This is a genomic window from Thalassospira australica (assembly GCF_044790785.1).
GTDB classification, from domain to species: Bacteria; Pseudomonadota; Alphaproteobacteria; order Rhodospirillales; family Thalassospiraceae; genus Thalassospira; species Thalassospira australica_A.
The window spans coordinates 3,372,785-3,394,837 of sequence record NZ_CP085258.1; the positions used below are offsets into that span (position 1 = coordinate 3,372,785).

Annotated in this window: 18 protein-coding genes and 1 other RNA gene; 7 read left to right on the top strand and 12 right to left on the bottom strand. The window is 57.3% G+C overall.

The features are described 5' to 3' along the window. Positions 1-111: 111 nt before the first annotated feature. The 4 genes from LG297_RS15875 to LG297_RS15890 form a co-directional block, all read right to left on the bottom strand. Entirely contained in the window at positions 112-3,765 is a 3,654-nt protein-coding gene (locus tag LG297_RS15875; protein ID WP_404421934.1) for a hydantoinase B/oxoprolinase family protein, read from the bottom strand. Positions 3,766-3,832: 67 nt separating this feature from the next. Beyond that, entirely contained in the window at positions 3,833-5,134 is a 1,302-nt protein-coding gene (locus LG297_RS15880; RefSeq protein ID WP_404421936.1) for a TRAP transporter large permease, read from the bottom strand. A gap of 10 nt (positions 5,135-5,144) precedes the next feature. Continuing rightward, the gene (locus tag LG297_RS15885; protein WP_404421938.1) at positions 5,145-5,657 is read right to left on the bottom strand and encodes a TRAP transporter small permease; all 513 of its coding nucleotides are present in this window, start codon (positions 5,655-5,657) and stop codon (positions 5,145-5,147) included. Between the two features lie 138 nt (positions 5,658-5,795). Then, positions 5,796-6,770, bottom strand: coding sequence for a TRAP transporter substrate-binding protein (locus LG297_RS15890; RefSeq protein ID WP_404421940.1), 975 nt, complete (start codon positions 6,768-6,770; stop codon positions 5,796-5,798). Between the two features lie 258 nt (positions 6,771-7,028). Here LG297_RS15890 and LG297_RS15895 point away from each other — a divergent pair, with 258 nt between their 5' ends. Beyond that, on the top strand, positions 7,029-7,778 hold the full coding sequence (locus LG297_RS15895; RefSeq protein ID WP_404421942.1) for an SDR family oxidoreductase: 750 nt from the start codon (positions 7,029-7,031) through the stop codon (positions 7,776-7,778). Positions 7,779-7,798: 20 nt separating this feature from the next. Here LG297_RS15895 and LG297_RS15900 read toward each other — a convergent pair whose 3' ends face one another. After that, positions 7,799-8,323, bottom strand: coding sequence for a winged helix DNA-binding protein (locus LG297_RS15900; RefSeq protein ID WP_404421944.1), 525 nt, complete (start codon positions 8,321-8,323; stop codon positions 7,799-7,801). Between the two features lie 136 nt (positions 8,324-8,459). Continuing rightward, positions 8,460-10,424, bottom strand: coding sequence for a methyl-accepting chemotaxis protein (locus LG297_RS15905; RefSeq protein WP_404421946.1), 1,965 nt, complete (start codon positions 10,422-10,424; stop codon positions 8,460-8,462). A 217-nt stretch (positions 10,425-10,641) separates the two neighbouring features. On the opposite strand from LG297_RS15905, the gene LG297_RS15910 reads away from it, so the two are divergent. The 4 genes from LG297_RS15910 to LG297_RS15925 all read left to right on the top strand — a co-directional run bounded on the left by LG297_RS15910 (position 10,642) and on the right by LG297_RS15925 (position 15,141). Further along, positions 10,642-11,415, top strand: a complete 774-nt coding sequence (locus tag LG297_RS15910) for a TerB family tellurite resistance protein (protein ID WP_404421948.1) — start codon at positions 10,642-10,644, stop codon at positions 11,413-11,415. 116 nt (positions 11,416-11,531) lie between these two features. Next, positions 11,532-13,364, top strand: a complete 1,833-nt coding sequence (locus LG297_RS15915; protein ID WP_404421950.1) for an ABC-F family ATP-binding cassette domain-containing protein — start codon at positions 11,532-11,534, stop codon at positions 13,362-13,364. Positions 13,365-13,530: 166 nt separating this feature from the next. Beyond that, the gene (locus tag LG297_RS15920) at positions 13,531-14,403 is read left to right on the top strand and encodes a DMT family transporter (RefSeq protein ID WP_404421952.1); all 873 of its coding nucleotides are present in this window, start codon (positions 13,531-13,533) and stop codon (positions 14,401-14,403) included. A gap of 6 nt (positions 14,404-14,409) precedes the next feature. Further along, positions 14,410-15,141, top strand: coding sequence for an N-acetylmuramoyl-L-alanine amidase (locus tag LG297_RS15925; protein WP_404421954.1), 732 nt, complete (start codon positions 14,410-14,412; stop codon positions 15,139-15,141). Here the strand turns inward: LG297_RS15925 and LG297_RS15930 are convergent. Beyond that, positions 15,135-15,944 (bottom strand): substrate-binding periplasmic protein, encoded by an 810-nt coding sequence (locus LG297_RS15930; protein WP_404421956.1) that lies wholly within the window; start codon positions 15,942-15,944, stop codon positions 15,135-15,137. The two genes, LG297_RS15925 and LG297_RS15930, sit on opposite strands and share 7 nt — an antisense overlap. Positions 15,945-16,143: 199 nt before the next feature. Between LG297_RS15930 and rnpB the strand changes: the two genes are divergently transcribed. After that, an RNA gene (gene rnpB / locus LG297_RS15935) (RNase P RNA component class A) lies at positions 16,144-16,539 on the top strand. Positions 16,540-16,596: 57 nt separating this feature from the next. Here rnpB and LG297_RS15940 read toward each other — a convergent pair. Further along, entirely contained in the window at positions 16,597-17,217 is a 621-nt protein-coding gene (locus LG297_RS15940; RefSeq protein WP_404421958.1) for a pyridoxamine 5'-phosphate oxidase family protein, read from the bottom strand. A gap of 56 nt (positions 17,218-17,273) precedes the next feature. After that, entirely contained in the window at positions 17,274-17,840 is a 567-nt protein-coding gene (locus tag LG297_RS15945; RefSeq protein ID WP_404421960.1) for a cysteine hydrolase family protein, read from the bottom strand. Between the two features lie 96 nt (positions 17,841-17,936). Here LG297_RS15945 and LG297_RS15950 point away from each other — a divergent pair, with 96 nt between their 5' ends. Beyond that, the gene (locus LG297_RS15950; RefSeq protein ID WP_404421962.1) at positions 17,937-18,905 is read left to right on the top strand and encodes a GlxA family transcriptional regulator; all 969 of its coding nucleotides are present in this window, start codon (positions 17,937-17,939) and stop codon (positions 18,903-18,905) included. Between the two features lie 110 nt (positions 18,906-19,015). On the opposite strand, the gene LG297_RS15955 is transcribed toward LG297_RS15950, so the two are convergent. The 3 genes from LG297_RS15955 to LG297_RS15965 form a co-directional block, all read right to left on the bottom strand. Then, on the bottom strand, positions 19,016-19,819 hold the full coding sequence (locus LG297_RS15955) for a DUF3800 domain-containing protein (protein WP_404421964.1): 804 nt from the start codon (positions 19,817-19,819) through the stop codon (positions 19,016-19,018). Positions 19,820-19,988: 169 nt separating this feature from the next. Further along, positions 19,989-21,044 (bottom strand): magnesium/cobalt transporter CorA, encoded by a 1,056-nt coding sequence (gene corA / locus LG297_RS15960; RefSeq protein WP_404421966.1) that lies wholly within the window; start codon positions 21,042-21,044, stop codon positions 19,989-19,991. A gap of 159 nt (positions 21,045-21,203) precedes the next feature. After that, complete coding sequence (locus LG297_RS15965) at positions 21,204-21,965, bottom strand: hypothetical protein (RefSeq protein WP_404421968.1); 762 nt, start codon at positions 21,963-21,965, stop codon at positions 21,204-21,206. Between the last annotated feature and the right edge of the window lie 88 nt (positions 21,966-22,053).

Sequence of the window (22,053 nt, forward strand, 5' to 3'; positions counted from 1 at the left end):
AAAGCCGCCGGTTTCCCGGCGGCTGGAAGTTTGACAGGGAGCATCCTCTCGGGAACACCCCATAATGAGGGGCGGGTGTTCCCGAATGTCCTGTCGCTCTGGATCGTGTGATCAGGCTTTGCCGTAACCGCCGCCCCCCGGCGTCTCGATGATGAAGACATCACCGGGATACATGGTGGCGCCATCAGTACCCTTAAGTTCCTCGACCGTGCCGTTGGTGCGTTCAATCGCATTGCGGCCAAGCTTGCCCGGCTCCCCGCCGCCAACGGCCTGAACCGGCACGCGACGGTGGTTGGACAGGATCGATGCGGTCATTTCTTCAAGGAAGCGCACCCGGCGAACCGTGCCGTCCCCGCCCTTGTGTTTGCCGGCCCCGCCGGAACCCTTGCGGATACCAAAGCTTTCCAGCAGAACCGGGAACCGCCATTCAAGGACTTCCGGATCGGTCAGGCGAGAATTCGTCATGTGAGAATGCACACCCGACGTCCCGTCATAATCCGGGCCCGCACCGGTCCCGCCACAGATGGTTTCATAATACTGGTGCGTATCATTGCCCCAGGTGAAGTTGTTCATCGTGCCCTGCGCACCCGACATCACGCCAAGGGCGGCATACAGCGTATCGGTGACATGCTGCGATGTCTCGACGTTCCCGGCGACCACGGCGGCCGGATACCGCGGGTTGAGCATCGAGCCTTCCGGCACGATCAGATTGACCGGCTTCAGGCACCCGGCATTCAGCGGAATGTCATCATCAACAAGCGTGCGGAAGACATAAAGAACCGCCGCCCTTGTTACCGCCGACGGTGCGTTGAAGTTGTTATCAAGCTGATCGGACGTACCGGTGAAATCAACCGTGGCCGAACGGGTTTCCTTATGGATCGTGACCTTGGCTTTCACCACCGCCCCGTTATCCATTTCATAGGAAAACTCGCCGTCTTTAAGCACGTCAATCACACGACGCACGCTTTCCTCGGCATTGTCCTGCACATGGCCCATATAGGCATGCACAACATCAAGCCCGAAGTGATCGACCATCTTGCGCAGTTCCTGCACGCCCTTTTCATTGGCGGCGATCTGTGCGCGCAGATCGGCGATGTTCTGATACGGGTTGCGTGCCGGATATTTCGCGCCTTCCAGAAGGGCGGTCAAACCGGCCTCGTCAAACTTGCCCTGATCAACCAGTTTGAAATTGTCGATCAGAACGCCTTCTTCCTCAAGGATGCGCGAATTTGGCGCCATCGAACCCGGGGTGATCCCGCCAACATCGGCATGGTGGCCACGCGATGCGACATAGAACAGGATTTCCTTGCCATCATCGCCAAACACCGGCGTGATCAAGGTAATATCGGGCAGGTGCGTACCGCCGTTATAGGGATCATTCAGCATATAAACATCGCCGGATTTCATTTTCCCGGCATTGTTTTCCATCACGGCCCGAACAGATTCCCCCATCGATCCAAGGTGGACCGGCATATGCGGTGCGTTGGCAATCAGAAGACCTTCCTGATCAAACAGCGCGCACGAGAAATCAAGCCGTTCCTTGATGTTGACCGAATATGACGTGTTGGCAAGTGTGACCCCCATCTGTTCGGCAATATTCATGAACAGATTGTTGAACACTTCCAACATCACCGGATCGGCCTGCGTGCCAATCGCTTCCATGCGTTTGAGCGGCACAACACGGGTCAGTACAAGGTGATCCCGGCCATTGACCTTGGCCTCCCAGCCCGGATCAAGCACCGTGGTGCCGACCGGCTCGACAATCACCGCCGGGCCGCGCACGGTGGCACCGGGTTTCAGGTCTTCGCGTTTATAGAACGGCGTATCTTCGGATTTGCCATCAAACACCACCTTGCGGGTGGCAAGCGGATCGGGTTTCACACCATCCTTGGCAACTTCGGCCTCGGCATCGGGCAGGCCTTGCGTTTCGCCAATCGCCTCGACCGCGACGGCCTCGACCACCAGCGGCTTTTCATCCATGACAAAGCCGTAACGCTGCTTGTGCTGTTCTTCGAACTGCGCCTTGATCGATGCAACGTCACCGAAATCAACGATCAACGGATTATCCGTACCGTCATAGCGCAGATGCAGCTTTTTAAGCATGGTGATCTTGCTATCCCCGATGCCCTGCTCATGCAGCTCGCCGCGCGCCTCAAGCGCCAGCGCATCAAGGCTTTCATCAAGCCCGGCAAGGGCAGATGTTTCAAGCTTCGCCTCGACCGCCTGTTCGCGCATTGCTCGGATATCGGCAAGTCCCATGCCATAGGCCGACAGGACCCCGGCAAACGGATGGACAAATACCCGTGTCATGCCCAGCGTATCGGCCACCTGGCAGGCATGCTGCCCGCCTGCCCCGCCAAAGCATTGCAAAACATAATCCGTCACGTCATAGCCGCGCTGTACCGAAATCTGCTTGATCGCGTTGGCCATGTTTTCAACCGCGATCCGAAGGAACCCTTCGGCAACTTCTTCCGGGGTTCTGATCTGACCGGTGGCGTCCTTGATCTTGAGCGCCATGTCGGCAAAGCCCGCCTTGACCGCATCGGCGTCAAGCGGCTCGTTGCCTTCGGGGCCAAACACATTCGGGAAGAAGTCCGGCTGCACCTTGCCCAGCATGACGTTGATATCGGTCACGGCAAGCGGCCCGCCACGGCGATATGCCGCCGGTCCCGGATTGGCACCGGCACTGTCCGGACCAACACGAAAACGCGCGCCATCGAAATGCAGGATCGACCCGCCACCGGCCGCAACCGTATGGATTTTCATCATCGGGGCGCGCATGCGCACACCGGCAACCTGGGTTTCGAAATCGCGTTCATATTCGCCGTCATAATGCGAAACGTCGGTCGATGTGCCGCCCATATCAAAACCGATGACCTGATTGAAGCCATCCATTTCCGCCGTCCGCACCATGCCGACAACACCGCCCGCCGGGCCGGACAATATCGCATCCTTGCCCTGGAACTTGGCGGCATCGGTCAGGCCACCGTTGGACTGCATGAACATCAGCTTCACACCGCCAAGCTCGCCCGCAACCTGATCAACATAACGGCGCAGGATCGGCGACAGATAGGCATCAACAACCGTGGTATCGCCGCGCGACACCAGCTTCATCAACGGACTGACCTGATTGCTGACCGAAACCTGGGTAAAGCCGATCTCGCGTGCAATTTCAGCCGCCGCATTTTCATGGGCGGTATAACGATAGCCATGCATGAACACGATGGCACATGCCCGGATGCCGTCATCAAACGCTGCCTTCAAATCCTTCCGCAGGTTTTCGCGATCAAGGGCGGTCAGTTCCGCGCCCTGCGCGTCAAAGCGGCCATCGGCCTCGATCACGCGCTCATACAGCATTTCCGGCAGTTTGATATTGCGATCAAACAGCTTCGGACGGTTCTGATAGGCAATGCGCAGCGCATCGCGGAAACCGGTCGTGGTCACCAGAACCGTGCGATCGCCCTTGCGTTCCAGAAGCGCATTGGTCGCAACCGTGGTGCCCATCTTGACCGCTTCGATTTTCTCGGCCGGGATTTTCTCGCCCGCCGGGACGTCCAGCAATTCGCGAATGCCCTGAATGGCGGCATCGGCATAACGTTCCGGGTTTTCCGACAGCAGCTTGTGCGTCAGAAGGCTGCCATCGGGCTTGCGCGCGACGATATCGGTAAAGGTGCCGCCACGGTCGATCCAGAACTGCCATTTCGGCTGTCCCGTCGTCTGATCAGTGGTCTGCGAAGCGGGCGAATTTTGGGTATGCGAAGCCATGATGCTTACTCCTTAGCATCGTATTCAAACAAATCTTGCGAATGCGCCGACCGTTAAACGGCGCGGGTCAACCGTTCATTTTCTGCGGAAGCCAGGTGGCGATTTCGGGGAAGACCGTAATCAGCAAAACCGCCAGCAAAAGCAGGAAGAAGAACGGCAGGGAAGCCAGCGCAATGGAAAACAGGTTTTTGCCCGTAAGCCCTTGCAGAACGAAAAGGTTGAAACCGACCGGCGGGGTGATCTGCGACATTTCGACCACCAGCACCACATAGATGCCAAACCACAAAAGATCGATCCCGGCGGCCTGCACCATCGGCAGGATCACCGACGTGGTCAGAACCACCACCGAAATCCCGTCAAGGAAGCAGCCCAGCACGATAAAGAACACCGTCAACGCCGCGAGCAACGCATAGGGCGAAAGGTTCATTTCCGCGATCCATGCCGCAAGTTCGCGCGGAATGCCGGTAAAGCCCATGGTGACGGTCAGCACCGCCGCCCCGGCAAGGATGAAACCGATCATGCACGATGTGCGCGTCGCCCCCATCAGGCCGTCAATAAAGCTCGCCCGATTAAGCGACCCGCTGATCGCCGACAGGATCAGCGCCCCGACCACACCAAAGGCCGCGGCCTCCGTCGGGGTGGCAACCCCGCCATAGATCGACCCGATCACCGCCGCAATCAGCGCGATCACCGGGATCAGGCGACCCGACGCCCGGACTTTCTCGACAAAGCTGTAAACCGGCCCGGCAGGGGGCATCTTGTCCTTGTTGAGCGTCGCCCAGATCATGACAAAGCCCATGAACAGGATGATCAGCATCGCACCGGGCAGGATGCCGGCAATAAACAGGCGCGCAATCGAAAGCTCGGCCGAAACACCGTAAACGATCAGGATGATCGAGGGCGGGATCAGAAGCCCGAGCGTCCCCGACCCCGCCAGCGTGCCAAGGATCAGCTTGTCGGCATAACCCTGCTTGCGCAGTTCGGGGATCGACATCCGGCCAATCGTCGCCGCCGTTGCCGCCGATGATCCCGAAACGGCGGCAAAAATCCCGCAGCCCAGAATATTGACATGCAGCAACCGGCCCGGAAGCTTGTTCAGCCACGGCGCAAGGCCGGTAAACATGTCCTCGGACAGCCGCGACCGGAACAGGATTTCCCCCATCCAGATAAACAGCGGCAACGGTGCCAGCGACCAGCTTGCAAGCCCCGACCACGCGGTTGTCGCAATGATCGGCCCGGTTTGCGCACTGGTAAAAAACTCAAGTCCGATGACACCGACCGCAAACAGCGACAATGCCACCCAAAGCCCCGCCCCCAGGAACAGGAACATGATCCCCATAAGGATCAGGCCGATTTCAAGTACACCCATGACCGTCCCCCTATTCCGTCAGTTCACTGGTTTCGCGCGATGCAAAGCCGGGCGTACGGCCGCAAGCTACATCGAACAATGCTTCGAGGATGGCGACGGTAAAAACAACCAGCCCGAACGCCATCGCGGCCTGCGGAATCCAAAGCGGAAAGGCCAGAACACCGGGCGACGTATCGCCATACGAGAAACTTTCCTCGGCCAGAACCGCCATCCAGTATGCGAAATACCCGCCAAGGAAACCCGCCGCCAGAAGCGTCACGGCTTCAATCCCCCGGCGCAAACCGCCCTTAAGGTGCGATAACACAATCAGAACCCGGATATGGGTCCCCGCCCGAAGGGCCGGACCAAGCGCCAGAAACGTTCCCGCCGCAAGCGAAAACCCGGCAAGCTCGTTGGCATCATGCACGGCAATTCCAAAAACCCGGCCAATCGACGACGCCAGAATCAGTAGTGCGATGGCAACCATGAAAACGGCGGCAAGCCCGGCACTTAGTTTGAACAAATAATCTAATGATCTACGCACAGCAGTCCCCTTTCCGCCCGCGGGATTTCCCAGTGGTGGCTATGAGGGTCTTAACCCTCCGGACAGTCATATCATGAATTTCGGCGGGGCGTCCCGATCCGGGCATTTTCACCCGGATCGGAAAACGTGGTTTCGCGCTTACTTCTTGAACGCGTCGATGATGGCTTTGCCCTCATCACCGGCTTCGTTCAGCCAGTCGGCAACCATTTCATCACCAACCTTGGCAAGACCGGCTTTCAGTTCGTCACTCGGTGCGGCAACATTCATGCCGTTATCGGCAAGAACCTTTTTCTGCGCATCCGTTTCGGCCATGCTCATTTCCCAGCCGCGCGTCTCGGCCTTGGCGGCGGCGTCCATGACGGCTTTCTGTACTTCCGGCGACAGACCGTCGAACGACTTGGCATTGACGATCACCATGTTTTTCGGAAGCCATGCCTGAACGTCATAGAAGTTTTCGACAAAGTCCCATGCCTTCGAATTCGCACCGGTCGAGGGGGAGGTCATCATCGCCTCGACAATGCCGGTGGCAAAGGCGGTCGGGATTTCCGGCACTTCAACCTGGGTACCAACCATGCCGGTCAGATCCGCCAGTTTCGACGTTGCCGAGTTATAGGCACGGAATTTAAGCCCGTTCAGGTCTTCAACCGAATTGACCGGCTTTGCGGTATAAAGACCCTGTGCCGGCCATGCGACAGCATAAAGAACCTTCAGGCCATCAGCCGCCAGCTTTTCTTCAAGCGCCGGGCGCGATGCGTCCCAAAGCTTTTTGGCATCGTCATAGCTGGTCGCAAGGAACGGGATCGCATCGATACCGTAAACCGGGCCTTCGTTCGCCAGCAGCGAAATCAGGGTTTCCCCGGCCGGAATAAGACCGCGCTGCACCGAACGCTTGATGTCCGGGTGCTTGAAAAGCGAACCACCGGAATGAACGGTGATTTCCAACTCGCCACCGGTCGCTTCTTTCACGTCCTTGGCAAATTCGATGATGTTCTGGGTGTGGAATGTCGCGTCCGGATACGGGGTCGCCATATCCCATTTTTCGGCAGCCATGGCAAAACCGGCCGACATGGTCATGGCGGCAACTGCAACGGTGGAAAGTGCCTTTTTAAGCATCAGTCAAGTCTCCCTGTGTGTGATGAGGCCGATATGCATTTTTTCGCGCATCTCGTGACTCCGAAGTAGCCTCCCGACAGAACGGTCACATTTTACTGACAAATTGTCAATGTTATTTCATGGCTGATATGCAAAATGCGGGAAACTACGCAGGATATTTTATCGGCATCCCCCCGTCAGAATCCGCCATCAATCTGATATTTCTGGATTTATTGTCATGTGATAGGCTCCGGGCAAATCACAAACGGGAAAAACAGAATGCAGAATCTTTCAGGGAAATCGGTCTGGATCACCGGTGCCGGTAGCGGCATCGGCGAGGCGATTGCAAAATCTCTTGCGGCGGCGGGCGCACATGTCGCCCTGTCTGCACGGCGCGAAGAAGCGCTTCTTAAGGTCGCAAACGCGATCACGTCAGAGGGCGGAAAGGTCGAAGTCCACCCGCTTGATATCAGCAACAGCGATCAGGTCGCGGACGTCGCCCGCAACATTAAAAATTCGATGGGCTCGATTAATGTCCTGATCAATTGTGCGGGCATGAACACCCCCAAACGGCACTGGCGCGATCTTGATATTGCCGACTGGCACCGCATCGTCGCGGTCAATCTCAATGGTGTCGCGAACACGGTCTGCGCAACCCTGCCCGTCATGCGTGATCAACAGGACGGGCTGATCATCAATATCGCGTCATGGGCGGCAAAGCATGAATTCCCCGTTGCGGGCCCGGCCTATGTCGCCTCCAAACGCGGCGTTGTCGATCTGTCGCACAGCATCAATCAGGAAGAAATGCACAACAATATCCGCTGCTGCTGCATCAGCCCCGGCGAAGTCGCCACCCCGATCCTCGATCAACGCCCCGTCCCGGTTAAAGAAGACGAACGCGCCCTGATGCTAAAACCCGACGATCTGGCCGACATGGTAACCTATGTCGTCGCCGCCCCCGCCCGGATCTGCTTTAACGAAATCATCATGTCCCCGACCCATAACCGGACCCTCCTGCCGCAGCCATAGGATCGGGGGCCGGAGCCTGATCACATGGCACTTGCCGCACGCGATGCCTGGTCATAAACCCCCGAAATCGCGCGCAGTGTCTTGGCAACATCACCGACTTCCTCGTGATTGACGCCCAGCCGCTGGAACGTCTCCACCAGACAGGCCTCGCGCACCTCGCGGTATTTCTCGCACATCGCGCGACCGTCCTTGGTGGTCGCGTAATGCACTTCCTTGCCGCGCTTGATCCCGTCAACCAGCCCCAGCTTGCGCAGTTTCTTAAGCGAGTAATTCACCAGATGGCTGTCTTCGACATTCAGGACGAAACAGACCTCCGAAAGGCTCTTTTCCCGTTCGCGTGAATTGACGTTATGCAGCACAAGGATATCAAGCACCGAAACATCGGGCATCCCGGCGGCCCGCATGCAGCGCACCATCCAGCGGTTAAACGCATTCCCCGACAGGATCAGGGCAAATTCAAGTTCGGAAAGCTCGGCGGCGCGTTCCGAAACAAGATGTGACGATGATACGATACGTGGTTTGTCGGTCCGTGGTGTGTCGGTCATGCGGCGTTCCTGAAATCCCGGTGTTAACTTTCGCGATGCGCTTTCTGGCATTCACTTATACGCTTTGTCGGGATTTTATCGCAAAAAAAGCAGCCTGGACAAGGCCAGGCTGCACATTAATGTCGACGTTTCACCATCAAAGTGACCGCATCCGTTCCAGAAACCCGTCAATCTGGCCGCGCAAATGACCGCTTTGGGTGCCAAGATTATCGGCCGAACCATGCACGTCATTGGCGGCAACATTGGTTTCCGCCACTGCGGCAGAAACCCCCTGCATGGCTGCCGATATTTCCTCGGTCCCGGCGGCGGCCTGTTCGACATTCTGCGAAATCTCGCTGGTCGCAACCGTCTGTTCCTCGACCGCAGCGGCAACCGCAGCCGCCCGTTCGCTGATATCGGAAATCATCCGCACGATCTCGTCAATCGCATCAACCGCCAATCCGGTCGCCTGCTGGATACCGTTGATCTGGCTGGTGATTTCATCGGTCGCCTTCGCCGTCTGATTGGCAAGGTTCTTGACCTCGCTTGCGACCACCGCAAACCCCTTGCCGGCATCCCCTGCACGGGCGGCCTCGATGGTGGCGTTAAGTGCCAGAAGGTTGGTCTGCCCGGCGATATCGCTGATCAGGCCGATCACCTCCCCGATCTTGAGCGCCGCATCATTCAGCCCCTGAATGTTTTCATTGGTATGGCGCGCACGTTCGGTTGCCGATTGCGCCATGTTCGATGTTTCGCTGACCTGACCGGAAATCTCGTTGATCGATGCCGCAAGCTCGGTCGCCGCCGTCGCGACAAGCTGCACGTTTGATGATGCTTCCTCGGTCCCCGATGACACCGCCATCGACTGGCTGGCCGCCGTATCGGCACTGCGCCGAAGAACGTTTGACACCTGATGAAGCTGTTCGACCGCAACCCCGACCTCGGCCATGACTGAAACCACCGCCTGATCGAACTCGCGGATATACTGCTCCTGCGTTTCCATGCGTTTGCGGCGGCGCTCGTCCGCCTCGCGCTGGGCGGCCTCAAGCTTGACCCGCTCGATCCCGTTTTCCCGGAACACCAGAACCGCCCGCCCCATCGTGCCGATTTCATCCGCCCGATTGACTTCGTTGATCTCCACATCGAAATCATTATCGGCCAATCGGGTCATTTTGCCGGTCAGTCCGGCAATGGCCCGCACAATGGCACGCGACAGCACAAACGACAGCAACAGCAGGGCCAGCGCGCCGACGACAAACATGATCACCGTGATCACAAGACTGCGTTCTGAAATCGCCTCGGATTCGGCCTGCATGATGGCGGCCTGTGCGCCGATATCCTCGCTCAGCCGGTCAAGGACCGGCTCGGCTTCGGCATAATAGTCACTCAGCAAGGCCAATTCTTCCTCACGCTGAAGAATACCCGCCGCCAGTGCCTTGAAATCCGTGACGTAGGAATTCATAAGGCCGGTGATCTTTTGCTTTTCTGCGGCAGGAATACCGTCGGCTGCGGCCAATGCCGGGCCAAATTCTGCCAGACGGGCATCAATGCGCTCGACATATCCCGGATCAAGACGGGCAAGGAAATCTTTCTCGTGACGGCGCATCATCAACATGATGATCGTCAGCTTGTCGGCATTATATTGATCCAGTGCTTCTTCAACATTGTGGACCGATCCGCGCAGCCGCCCCAAAAGACCGCTTTCCTCGTTCAGGCCGATATTACGCTGCAAATCGACCACGGTTTCGAATTTGGCGGCATAATTGTCAAATGACGCCATGATGTTGCTTATAGCGGCATCAAAAGCATCCATGTGCGGGTCTTGCGCCAAATTCTGCAATCCTTCGCGCACCAATGCGACGGTTTCGCCGTGACTGGCGACATATTCCTCGTCAAGCCGCAGCAGAAAATCCTTCTCGCGTCGCCGCGCATTCAGGAATTCGCGTGAAATGCCATCGACGATCATCTTGTCTGCAATGGCATCGTCAGACGCCATATTGGCGTTTTGCCGCTGCCGGTCCGCTGTGAACAACACCACAGCAACAACGGCAAAAATCATTAAAGCCGCCAAGCCGATCAGCGATATCTGATAGATCAGTTTCATCCGAGACAGGAAATTCATATCACGTCTCCCTTTTTGGAAAGCGTTCATGAAACCCAAACAGGTCCTGCTTCTGGATATGTGAACGCCAGACCGGTTTTGCGCAAAAAATCCGACAAAACCATTTCAATTGTCTTCATCCGGACTATTTTGGAACGCGACAGGGATATTTCAGCAGGGCACCGGAAGACCTGTGGCCCCCTTCACACAATGAACGAACACAGGACACGAAATCGGAATGAGCATTTGGGGCAAGATTATCGGCGGTACTGCGGGCTTCGCGCTTGGCGGACCGCTTGGTGCCATTCTGGGCGCGGCTGCCGGTCATGTCGTCGACAGGATCAAGAAAAACATCCGGACCGCCCAATTTGGCGGCTATACCGGCACCGCACAGGGCCACTTCCCCGGCGCGCAGGACGCGCGCCAGATCGCCTATGCCACCGCCGTTATCGTGCTGTCGGCCAAGATGGCCAAGGTCGATGGCGTGGTGTCGCGTGATGAAATCAACGCCTTCAAGCGCGTCTTTCACATCCCCCCGGGCGAGGAAAAGAATGTCGGTCGCCTGTTTGACATGGCGCGCAAATCGTCTGACGGGTTTGAACCCTACGCCCGGCAGGTCGCCCTTCTGTTCCGTGGCGAACCCGCCCTTCTCGAAGGCATCCTCGAAGCGCTGTATCAGATCGCGATGGCCGATGGCGACCTTAACCCGGCGGAAAAGGACTACCTGCACAAGGTCGCAGCCATTTTCGGCTTTGCCGATGTCGATTTTGATCGTGTGCATCACGCCTATACACGCCCCGGCGGCCCCGATCCCTATGAACAGCTTGGGCTGGGGCGCGACGCCAGCGACGATGACCTCAAGGCTGCCCATCGCAAACTGTCGCGCGAAAACCATCCCGACACCCTGATGGCCAAGGGCATGCCGCCCGAATTCATCGAACAGGCAAACGAAAAGATGGCCCGCATCAATGCCGCCTGGGATCAGATCCGCAAAGAACGCGGTATTCGCTGACAGCGGCAATTTGCAACGCACACCTGCCCTGCATGCAATGATTTCCCTTGCAAGATGCCGCGATTTGCGGTTTGCAGGGGGCCTGTATTCATGACCTCAAGCTTATCGGTTTTCCAATGGCGCCACCGCTGATCAATATTAACGATATCCGTCTGACCTTTGGCGGCAACGATCTGTTTTCCGATGTCTCCTTTGCCATCGGGGATCGGGATCGCCTGTGCCTTGTCGGGCGCAATGGCGGCGGGAAATCGACCCTGCTTAAAATCATCGCCGGCGAAATCGAAGCCGATGGCGGCGAACGCTTTGTCCAGCCGGGCTGCAAGATCGCCTATCTCAATCAGGAACCGAAATTCGACGGCTACGCCACGGTCGAGGAATATGTTCTGTCCGCACTCGACGAACATGAAATCGATTATGCCTATCGCGTCTATATGCTGCTGGACTCGGTCAATATCGATCCGCAGGCCGATCCGACCAAACTCTCAGGCGGCGAAGGCCGCCGGGCGGCAATCGCGCGCGCCCTGATCGCCGATCCGCAGGTCCTTCTGCTCGACGAGCCGACCAACCATCTTGACCTGCCGACCATCGAATGGCTTGAGGGCGAGATCAAAAACTTCCGCGGTGCCGTTGTCGTCATCTCGCACGACCGCGCCTTCCTGAACGCGATTTCAACCGGCATCCTGTGGATTGATCGCGGCGTCATGCACCGCACCGATCAGAACTTCGCCAAATTCGAAGAATGGTCCGAGGAAATCTTCCGCAAGGAAGCCGAAGAACGCGCCAAGCTTGATAAACTGATCGCCCAGGAAACCGTCTGGTCCGTGCAGGGCATCTCGGCCCGCCGCAAACGCAATCAGGGCCGCCTGCGCCGCCTTTGGGACATGCGCGCAACCAGATCGCAGCAGATCGAACGCATCGGCAATGTGTCGCTTGCCGCCGATGCCGGCAGCACCTCGGGCAAGGTCGTGATCGAGGCGACCGACATCACCAAATCCTTTGGCGACCGCACGATCCTGACCGGTTTCTCGACCCGTATCCTGCGCGGCGACAAGGTCGGCATCATCGGCCCGAACGGGGCGGGCAAAACCACCCTTCTTAAAATGCTGACCGGGCAACTTGAACCCGATAGCGGCACGATCAAGATCGGCACCAACCTGAATGCCAGCTATTTCGATCAGAAACGTGCCGCCCTTGATGACAATATGACCCTTTGGGATACGCTGTGCGATATCGGCGGCGATCAGGTCATGGTGCGCGGCAATCCCCGCCATGTCGTAAGCTATCTGCGCGATTTCCTGTTTGATGAAAAACAGGCGCGCAGCCCCGTTGGTGCCCTGTCGGGTGGCGAACGCAACCGGCTTTTGCTGGCCAAACAGCTTGCCAAGCCGACCAACCTTCTGATCATGGACGAACCGACCAACGATCTCGATATGGATACGCTTGATCTGTTGCAGGAAATGCTGGCCGATTACGAAGGCACCCTGCTTCTTGTCAGCCACGACCGTGACTTCCTTGATCGCGTCGTGACCTCGTCTATCGTAATGGAAGGCAACGGCATCGCCACCGAATATCCCGGCGGCTATTCCGATTATATCGCGCAACGCAAACTGTCCGCCGCCCCCGCCGTGGCCGAGGAAAAGCTGGGCAGCACATCCGGCAAAGGCGGAAAAAAATCGGTCTCTGCCCAGGCCGCCAAGCCCAAACCAACCGGCAAGATGAGCTACAAGGACCAGCGCGAATACGACAATCTGCCCGGCCAGATCGCCAAGCTCGAGGCCGAGATTGCCGAACTCGAAGCCGCCCTGTCCGATGGCAGCCTGTTCACCAAGGACCCGAACGCCTTCCAGAAAAAGGTCGACCGCATGGCCGCTGCGCGGGCCGAACTCGAAGCAGGCGAAGAACGATGGCTCGAACTCGAAATGCTGCGCGAGGAACTCGGGCTGTCATAACACTTCAAAGCCAATGCTTTACGGCACTATTCGGATCGGTCACACTTTACCCGACAACTGAAAACAATTCACTTGTCGGGTTTCCCTTTCCATCCGATGAAGGGGCATACCGATAAACCCGCAAACGCGCCACCAGCGCCGATGCGCTTTGCCGAAAGCCCGTGCCATGCCCCTCAAAGCCGTTCTGATGGCCCTGTCCGTTGCCGTGATCTGGGGCATCAATATGCTGACCGTCAAAGGCGCGGTCGGTGAAATCCCGCCCCTGATGTTGACCGCGATCCGTTTTGGGGCGGTTGCGATCCTGCTGCTGCCCTTCACCAAAATGCCAACTGGCCGGTTTGGCCGTCTCGCCATTCTGTCGGTCGTCTTTGGCACCGGCCATTTCGGGGTGCTGTTCTTTGCGCTTTCGATGCTGGATGCCGGGCCGGTGGCGATTATCGTTCTGCTTGGTGTGCCGTTCTCCTCGATGCTGGCGACCTATTTCTTCAATGACCGGCTCGGCTGGAAACGGCTTTCGGGCATGACGCTGGCCTTTGTCGGGGTCATGATCATGTTCTGGGACCCGACCATGACCGATCTGCAATTGCCCCTCTTGCTCGTGGTGTTTGCCGCTTTCATGTGGGCGGTTGCCAATGTCATGATCAAGAAACTCGGCAATATCGATACTTTCCAGCTTAACGGCTGGATGGCGCTGATGGCGGCCCCGCAATTGCTGACCCTCTCGCTTCTGCTCGAACCCGCAGCCGTTGATGCCGTGTTCAATGCAAGCTGGGTGGCATGGGCAAATACGAGTTTCACCGTCGTGATGTCGTCCATCGTGGCCTATGGCTTCTGGTATCATCTTCTGAAAACGCAGGATGTGAATGTGGTGGTGCCGTGGTCGTTGCTGGCCCCGGTGATCAGTGTCGCCGGTTCCTTCCTTGTCTTTAACGAACCGATCAGTACCCTTAAGATCATCGGCGGCCTGACGGTTCTGGTCGGTGTTGCCGTGATCATGCTGCGCAAACCGCCGCAGCAACAGGAACAGGGAATGGACTGACCCGCAATGCCCGCCGGAAACAACGACCTCAGGAACCGCATCATCGCCCGCCCGTCGCCCAATTGCGGCGACCGGCCCGGTGACGCCGGGGCGGACCGTAAGGTCGATATTCTGGTCCTGCATTATACCGGCATGCAAAGTGGCGCGGCCGCCCTTGATCGCCTGTGCGATCCGGCGGCCTCCGTCTCCAGCCACTATCTGGTCGAGGAAGACGGCACCATTTTCAGATTGGTCGACGAGGATAAACGCGCCTGGCATGCCGGGCGCGGCCAGTGGCAGGAATGCGATGATGTAAATTCCAATTCCATCGGCATTGAAATCGTCAATCCCGGCCATGAATTCGGCTATCGCGCCTTTCCCGATATCCAGATCGATGCCGTCATCGCGCTATGCCGCGATATCCTGACCCGTCACGATATTCGCCCGGACCGCATCATCGCCCATTCCGACATGGCCCCGGACCGCAAGGAAGACCCCGGCGAATTGTTCCCGTGGGATCGGCTGGCGGCCAACGGCATCGGATTATGGGCGACAGTGGAACCAACGAACGGCGATGACGCCTGCACCGAAGCCGAATTTGATGCAATGCTGGATCGGCTGGGATATGGCCCAAATGATCCGCTTAAACGCCGTATCGCCTTTCAGCGTCACTGGCGGCAAACCGATATTTCGGGGAAGGTGGACGGTGAATGCGCCGCAATTTTGCGCGCCCTGCTTGATAAAGCCGGAATCTACTGAACGATCAGGCCACCCGGATTGGCAATCGGGATATCGGATAATCCGACATAGCGCGCAAAGCCGACCCGGCCAAACCCAAGATGCCGGTGATAGATATCATCCACCACCCCGGTCAGAAGCCCGCGCGCCATTTCCCGGTCAAAATCATGCAGAACCGGTGCCAAATCAGGCCGCAGGCTAAGATAACATTTGGCAATGTCGACAGCCGGCCGCAGGACCTTGAACCCCGTCAGGCTTTGGTCCCCGCCGGCAAAACGCAAATAAGCCAGATCGGTAAACAGCACATCGACATAGTGCCGTTTGAGCATTTCAAACCCTTTGGCATATTCGGCCACTTCGACCGGATGCATGGTTTCGTTTGCCAGAATTTCCTGCGGATAGGACTGCCCGATCACCTTGAGCCAGTTGGTATTGTCAAGGCTTCCCGCCCCCTGATAGGTCGCAAGGCTGAAGCCTGTATTGACAACCGCCACTGTCACCCGGCTGACAAGGGACTCGGCTGATATCACAAGCCCGGTTTCATCGGCCCTGGCAAGGTCATCCAGCAGCAAACCATCCACCGCCCCATACCGCAGCGAGAAACGGCACCGCGCCATCGGCATTTCAACAAAACTGACGGAATGCCCGGCATTTTCAAGGAATTCGGTCGCGATATCCACCGCAAGCCCGCGCGCAACACCCTGATCGTCATAGGCATAAGGCTGCCAGTCGTCATAGCACAGACGCACGTGTTCTGCCTGTGCGACCAACGGCACAGAACAAAAGATCAATATCGCGCTTAAAACCCGAAGCACCGCACGCATGGCAAATCCTTCAAATGAAAATCCGGCATCATCAATATGAGCCCGAAATCACGACATACCCCCTTAAGAGGGATATGGCAAACCCGCAGTTTCCCGGGCTTCCATGCGTTTTTGGCATGGTTAAAATAACGAATGTATAAGTACCTGTATAAGCTGCTTTTTCTTGACGACGCGATCAATGTCACCTACATCACGCCCACCAGATGGCCGGATGGCCGCCCCTGTTCTTCGGAACGGGGGAGGAAAGTCCGGGCTCCATGGAAATACGGTGCCAGTTAACGGCTGGCGGGGGCGACCCCAGGGAAAGTGCCACAGAAAGCAAACCACCTGATCGCGCATGCCATCAGGAAAGGGTGAAAGGGTGCGGTAAGAGCGCACCGGTCCTTCAGCAATGCGGGACGCATGGTAAACCCCACCGGGAGCAAAACCTAATAGGAATGGTCGGCCGAATGCTTCGGCATTGTCGGCAGGCGGGTTTCCGCGCCACCATTCGGGTTGGTTGCAGGAGGCGTCCGGCGACGGGCGTCCCAGATGAATGGTCATCCAGTGCGGTTCGCCGCATGGACAGAACCCGGCTTACAGGCCATCTGGTCTATTTCTTTTCTGATACCCGATATGACATCGGCGGGGACATGCCCCGCCGCTTATGCCGTTATCCGCGTTCCGCGATGGATTGCGCGAAATATGTATCGGCATCTTCCTGGGTGCCGACTTCAAAATTCCCCGCCGTCTGATCCTTGATGATCTTGCCAAGGGTCGGCATCACCTTGCGATCCACCTGGCTCTCGATGCTCCAAAGCTTCGAACGCATCAGCGATTTCGCACAATGCAGGAACGCTTCCTCGACCCGGATCCTGATCACCGTGATCGGCGGTTTTGGCGTATCGGCAAAATGCGCAAGCAATTCCGGATCATTATGGATTTCCGCCTGCCCGTTCACACGCAGTGTATCGTTGAAACCGGGCACGAAAAACAGCATCCCGACATGGGGGTTTTCAACGATGTTCGATAACGTATCGACGCGATTGTTGCCCGGACGGTCGGGCATCAGAAGCGTATTGTCATCCAGCACCCTGATAAAGCCCGGCCCGTCGCCGCGCGGGCTGACATCGGCATTGCCCTTGGCGTCCGCCGATGAAATCACCGCAAAGGGTGCCAGTTCGATGAAATGCCGGCAATGCGGGTCAAGCTTCGACAATGCCTTCGAAACCGCCAATTCCATTGGCATTCCATAAATCTCGCGCAGCTTTTCATGGGTGTCGATTTTTGTCATGGGGCGTACCTTTTGCGGGAATCAGATGGGGAAACTGCGTCACCACGAAACGCAAGTCAATCGCATTTCCCCCCGATCACCTGTTCTGTCGTGCAAACCCTGGCAAACTCGCCGTTCAGGCTCGCCAGCGCCACATCATGCACAAGATCGGCACCAAACACCCGCCCATCAGACAGTTTGCGCTCAAACGCAAAACACGCATCGCTGACAATCGTGACCTCAAAGCCAAGGTTCCCCGCCATCCGCGTCGTTGTATTCACGCAATGATCGGTCGAAATCCCGCAACAAACGACCTTTGAAATCCCGCGTGCCCGCAAGTCGGCCTCAAGCGCCGTTCCGATAAAGGCCGAATTGACCTGCTTGCCATAAACCGGCTCGTCATCCTTGGGCGCGGCGAAATCAATGAATGCATGCCCCGGATGATCGGGATAAAGCCGCGATATCGGCGTGGTCGAATCATGGCGCACATGGATCACCGGCCATCCCTTTTCCCGCCAATGCGCCAAAAGCTTCGCCCCATTGGCCTCGGCATCCGGGTTGTTGCGATCCCCCCAATAATCAAGGTCGGCAAATCCCTGCTGCCAGTCGATCAGGATCAGGGCCGTGTAGTCTGTCTGCGTCATTGTCGTTATCTCCGGGTCATCTGAATGTTGCCGCTAGCTTATCCGATCCCCAAATGGCATAAATGACAACAACCCCTCATTTCAGGACAATGCCGCGTGACACCCCGCCTCATCGTTTTCATCCTCACCCCGCAAACCGTGATGCTTGATGTCACAGGCCCGCTTCAGGCGTTTCACGAGGCCCGCGATCCGGCAACCGGCAGCCCGCTTTACCGCACCATATTGGCCTCAAGCCACGGCGGCCCGGTCATGACCGATACCGGCATCGCCCTTGATACCGTCGCCCTTGCCGATCTTGATCCGGGCGAAATCCATACCCTGATCGCCGCCGGGTCTGATGAAATGCTTGATGCGCTGGGCGATGCCAATCTGATCGGCTGGCTTGAAAAACACCGCGCTCACATCCCCCGCATCGGTTCGGTCTGTATCGGGGCGTTTATTCTGGGGGCTGCCGGGATGCTCGATGATCGCGCCTGTGTCACCCACTGGCGCTGGTGTGACCGTCTGCAAACCATGTTCCCGCAAAGCCGCGTCGCCCCCGATCCGATCTTTGTCCGCGATGGTCCGGTCTGGACGTCGGCCGGGGTGACAACCGGGATTGATATGGCGGTCGCGATGATCGAACAGGATTTTGGCCGGGACGCGGCCCTTGCCGTCGCGCGCAGCCTGATCGTCTTCATCCGCCGCCCCGGCGGCCAGTCACAATTCAGCCTGCCGCTCGAACATCAGGCCAATGACAATACCGGGCGCTTTGATGCCCTGCATGGCTGGATCGCACAAAACCTTCAAACCCGCCTTTCGGTCGAAGACCTCGCCGAACAGACGGGCATGAGCCCGCGGAACTTTTCGCGCACCTACAAATCCGCCACCGGCCTGAGCCCGGCCCGCGCGGTCGAACTGATGCGCCTCGAAGCCGCCAGAACCGCCCTTGAACAGACCGAAAAACGCATCAGCCAGATCGCCATCACGTGCGGCTTTGGCGATGACGAACGCATGCGCCGCTGCTTCGTCAAACATCTGGGCGTCGCGCCCAGCGACTACCGCGAACGGTTTCGCCGGGCTTAGGGGCAGGCGTTCCACGCGTCTGTTGAGGACAAGGACAAGCACTTGCAGTTTAGTTAAGTCAGCCTTCCAAGTATGGATTTCGACTGTTTCCTTGCCATCGCCTACCCCAGTTACTCTTTAAGGTTTTTGGCAATATCGTTGGATTCCTGATCAACGAAACTGGCACCCCCCCCAGTTCGGACACCGCTTCGTACTGAAACACGATTTAATCGTGCTTCAAAATAGGTTCGGAACGGTTCCCAGTCTTCGTACTGCTTACCATCCGCCCAGCAAGCTCCCAACCGCCCAACGAGACCAGCAATCCAATCGGCTGCTTGCAATGTTTGATATCGATCACTCTCAACTTGGAACGGAGGCTCGATAAGCCGACGACGCGGCTCATTCGGGTTGTACATGGCCTGAGCTGCTGCGGTTACAAGCGCTTGTCGTTGATCATGCTCATCCAGAACCAGTAGAAACGAGGAACCGTTGCCACAGTCTTTCTCGCAGAAATGATCCAGTCTTTTGATAGCCTCTTTTAGCACCGAGAGGTAAAGCCGGTTCGGGTCGTGATCACCAACAGGTGCAGTTTTCTCCGTCCCGACATAGAAAACCCGACCCCCAATTTTTTCTATCTTATTGAAGAGGCGATTTGTTAGTGCTCGCAGTTCTCGATACTTTTGTACATTTCTGAGCGTATATAAGGTGGCACCCTTCTTTTCCCAGGTAGCGGGATGCGCACCTGCACGCTCAATTTCCCATCCAAGCAATTCTTGCTTTCTTTGAAAGAACCAAGTACCGAAAGAGCGAATTTCTGTCGCTGGCAAAATTAAACCAGCTAGACCAAAAACCGGACTTTCCTTGAATTTAGAGTCTGTTCGGGAAGTAAAAGGGCCGATGTGCCCAAACTCGTCCAGATAAGCAACGTAAGTCACATCCGTCCCCCACAAACGCGAAGACCCGCGTTGAACGCGGGCCTCGGAAAGCGTGTACAAACTTACGTTCGTACGACACAACTATTTTATACAGGGTCTTCGGGTACGAAATCAACAAAAACCGCACGCGCTTTTGTAAGTGCAAACTGATTTTGTGAGTGAACTTAAACTAAAGCCACCCCTTCCGCTTGAAATACCAAAGCGGAAGAACAGCCGATAGCACCATCAACCCGATCGCCAGCGGATAGCCGAATTGCCAGTCAAGCTCCGGCATGACCTCAAAATTCATCCCGTAAATGCTGGCGATCAAAGTCGGCGGCAGGAAAGCTGCGGCGGCGACCGAGAAAATCTTGATGATATTGTTCTGTTCCAGATTGATCATGCCCAAGGTCGCATCGAGCAGGAACGTCACCTTGTTGGCGATGAAATTGGCATGTTCGGTGATCGACACGATATCGCGCGAAATGGTTTTAAGCCGCGTCTTGGCATCCTTTTTAAGCCGCGTCTGCGTCGACAGAAACAGCCCCAGCCGATGCAGGTTCAGCAAGCTGTCCTTGGCCTTGCCCGAAAGGTTCCCGGCCCGCCCGATGCGGCGCAGAACCGCCCGGTGATCCTGTTCATGGGCCGGGTCATCGGGATTGGCAAAAACGATGTTTGAAAGCCCCTCAAGGTCGGCCGCCGCCTGTTCCATGATATCGGCCAGCCGGTCGACAATCTGTTCCAGCAACCCGAACAGAACCGCCTCGGCACTGGATGCCAGCGACGGGCTGCGATTGACCCGCCGGATAAAGGTCTTGAACGGCACCGGATCGGCATAACGCAGCGTGATCAGGGTTTTCTTGACCAGGATAAAGGTAATCGCGGTCGTTTCCGGCTCGTCGGTATTGGCCTTGTTTAACACCGATACCGTCATGAAAAGCGCGCCATCCTCGTCATACAACCGTGATGAAAGCTCGATCTCCTGCATTTCCTCGCGCGTCGGCACCTCGATGGAAAACCGTTTTTCGATCTCGTGGATTTCATCGTCGGAGGGATTCAAAAGATCGATCCAGACCGGCGTGCGTTCCGCCTTTGGCGGCTTTGCGACACTTCCCGCAGCACCGGTTTCGCCCTCACCGGCAACGGGATCGCCGCCACCGACCAATGCAGCATCGTCCGACGGGGTCGCCGTATCGTCCGACGGGGTCCGGGCCGGGGCAAAAAACTCGTTGCTGTCCATGGTCATTCTCCCTCCGCGCCAGATCATCGACCAGATCACCGGACATTGCCGGGTAGCGGTCTATTTGGGGCTTTCGCGTTTCCTGTCATATGCCCGAAGGCCCCGTTCTGTCACGCGCCAAGCCATGACAAATCGGTTAAACGCCACCGGGGCGCGGCATCCCCGCTATTGAAACGGCAGAACCGTCTGAAATTCAAACGGATCAATGTCCGGATCGTTCCCGCGCTTTTCATCAAACTGCGCCTTGGCATATTCAAGGAATTCATCCTTGCTGATCATTTTGTCAGAATTGGCATCAACGCTGCCAAACAGCAATTCCAGCCGACGGCTTTCGGTCCGCAACCGCTTGCGGTTGGCATCCGGCGATCCCGGCAATGCCTCGACCGCGGCAAATTCACGCCCCACCAGAACACTGTCGCCATTGATATCACGCCGCCGGAACATCCAGCTCGCATACGCGGCCGCTTCATCGGCACTGATCCGTCCGTCATGATCCATATCGATCGGGTGATATTGTTGCCGGTAAATCTGCACCTGCTCGGGGATGCCGGTGGCAGCAGCACTCGCCGCATTCTGATTGGCCAGCGCCTTGGCAATCGCATCCTCAAGGCCGGGGATGGCCGCCGCACCATTTGCGCCATTGGCACCAATTCCGGTCGGCGCTCCCTCGCCATCCTCAAGCCCGTCCAATCCGTTAAGCGCGCCCAAGCCACCAAGCCCGAACTGCCCCATCAATTGCGGATTGTTCTGCAACTGCTGCATGATCAGTGGCAATAACTGGCGCATTTCCGGCGACGTGACCTCGGGCGAAATCGTCGCACTGCCCTTATCCATCTGAAGGCTTTGGGCATGGACCGGCCCCCGAATGCCAAAAACCGCCACAACGGCACAAATCATTAACAATATGGCAGCTTTTTTCCGCAACACTCATTCCCTTCGCCTGTCCTGATGCCGCCCCGCCTCAGGATCACCATCATAGCATATCAGCACGGACTGGATCGCGGGCAGCATTGCC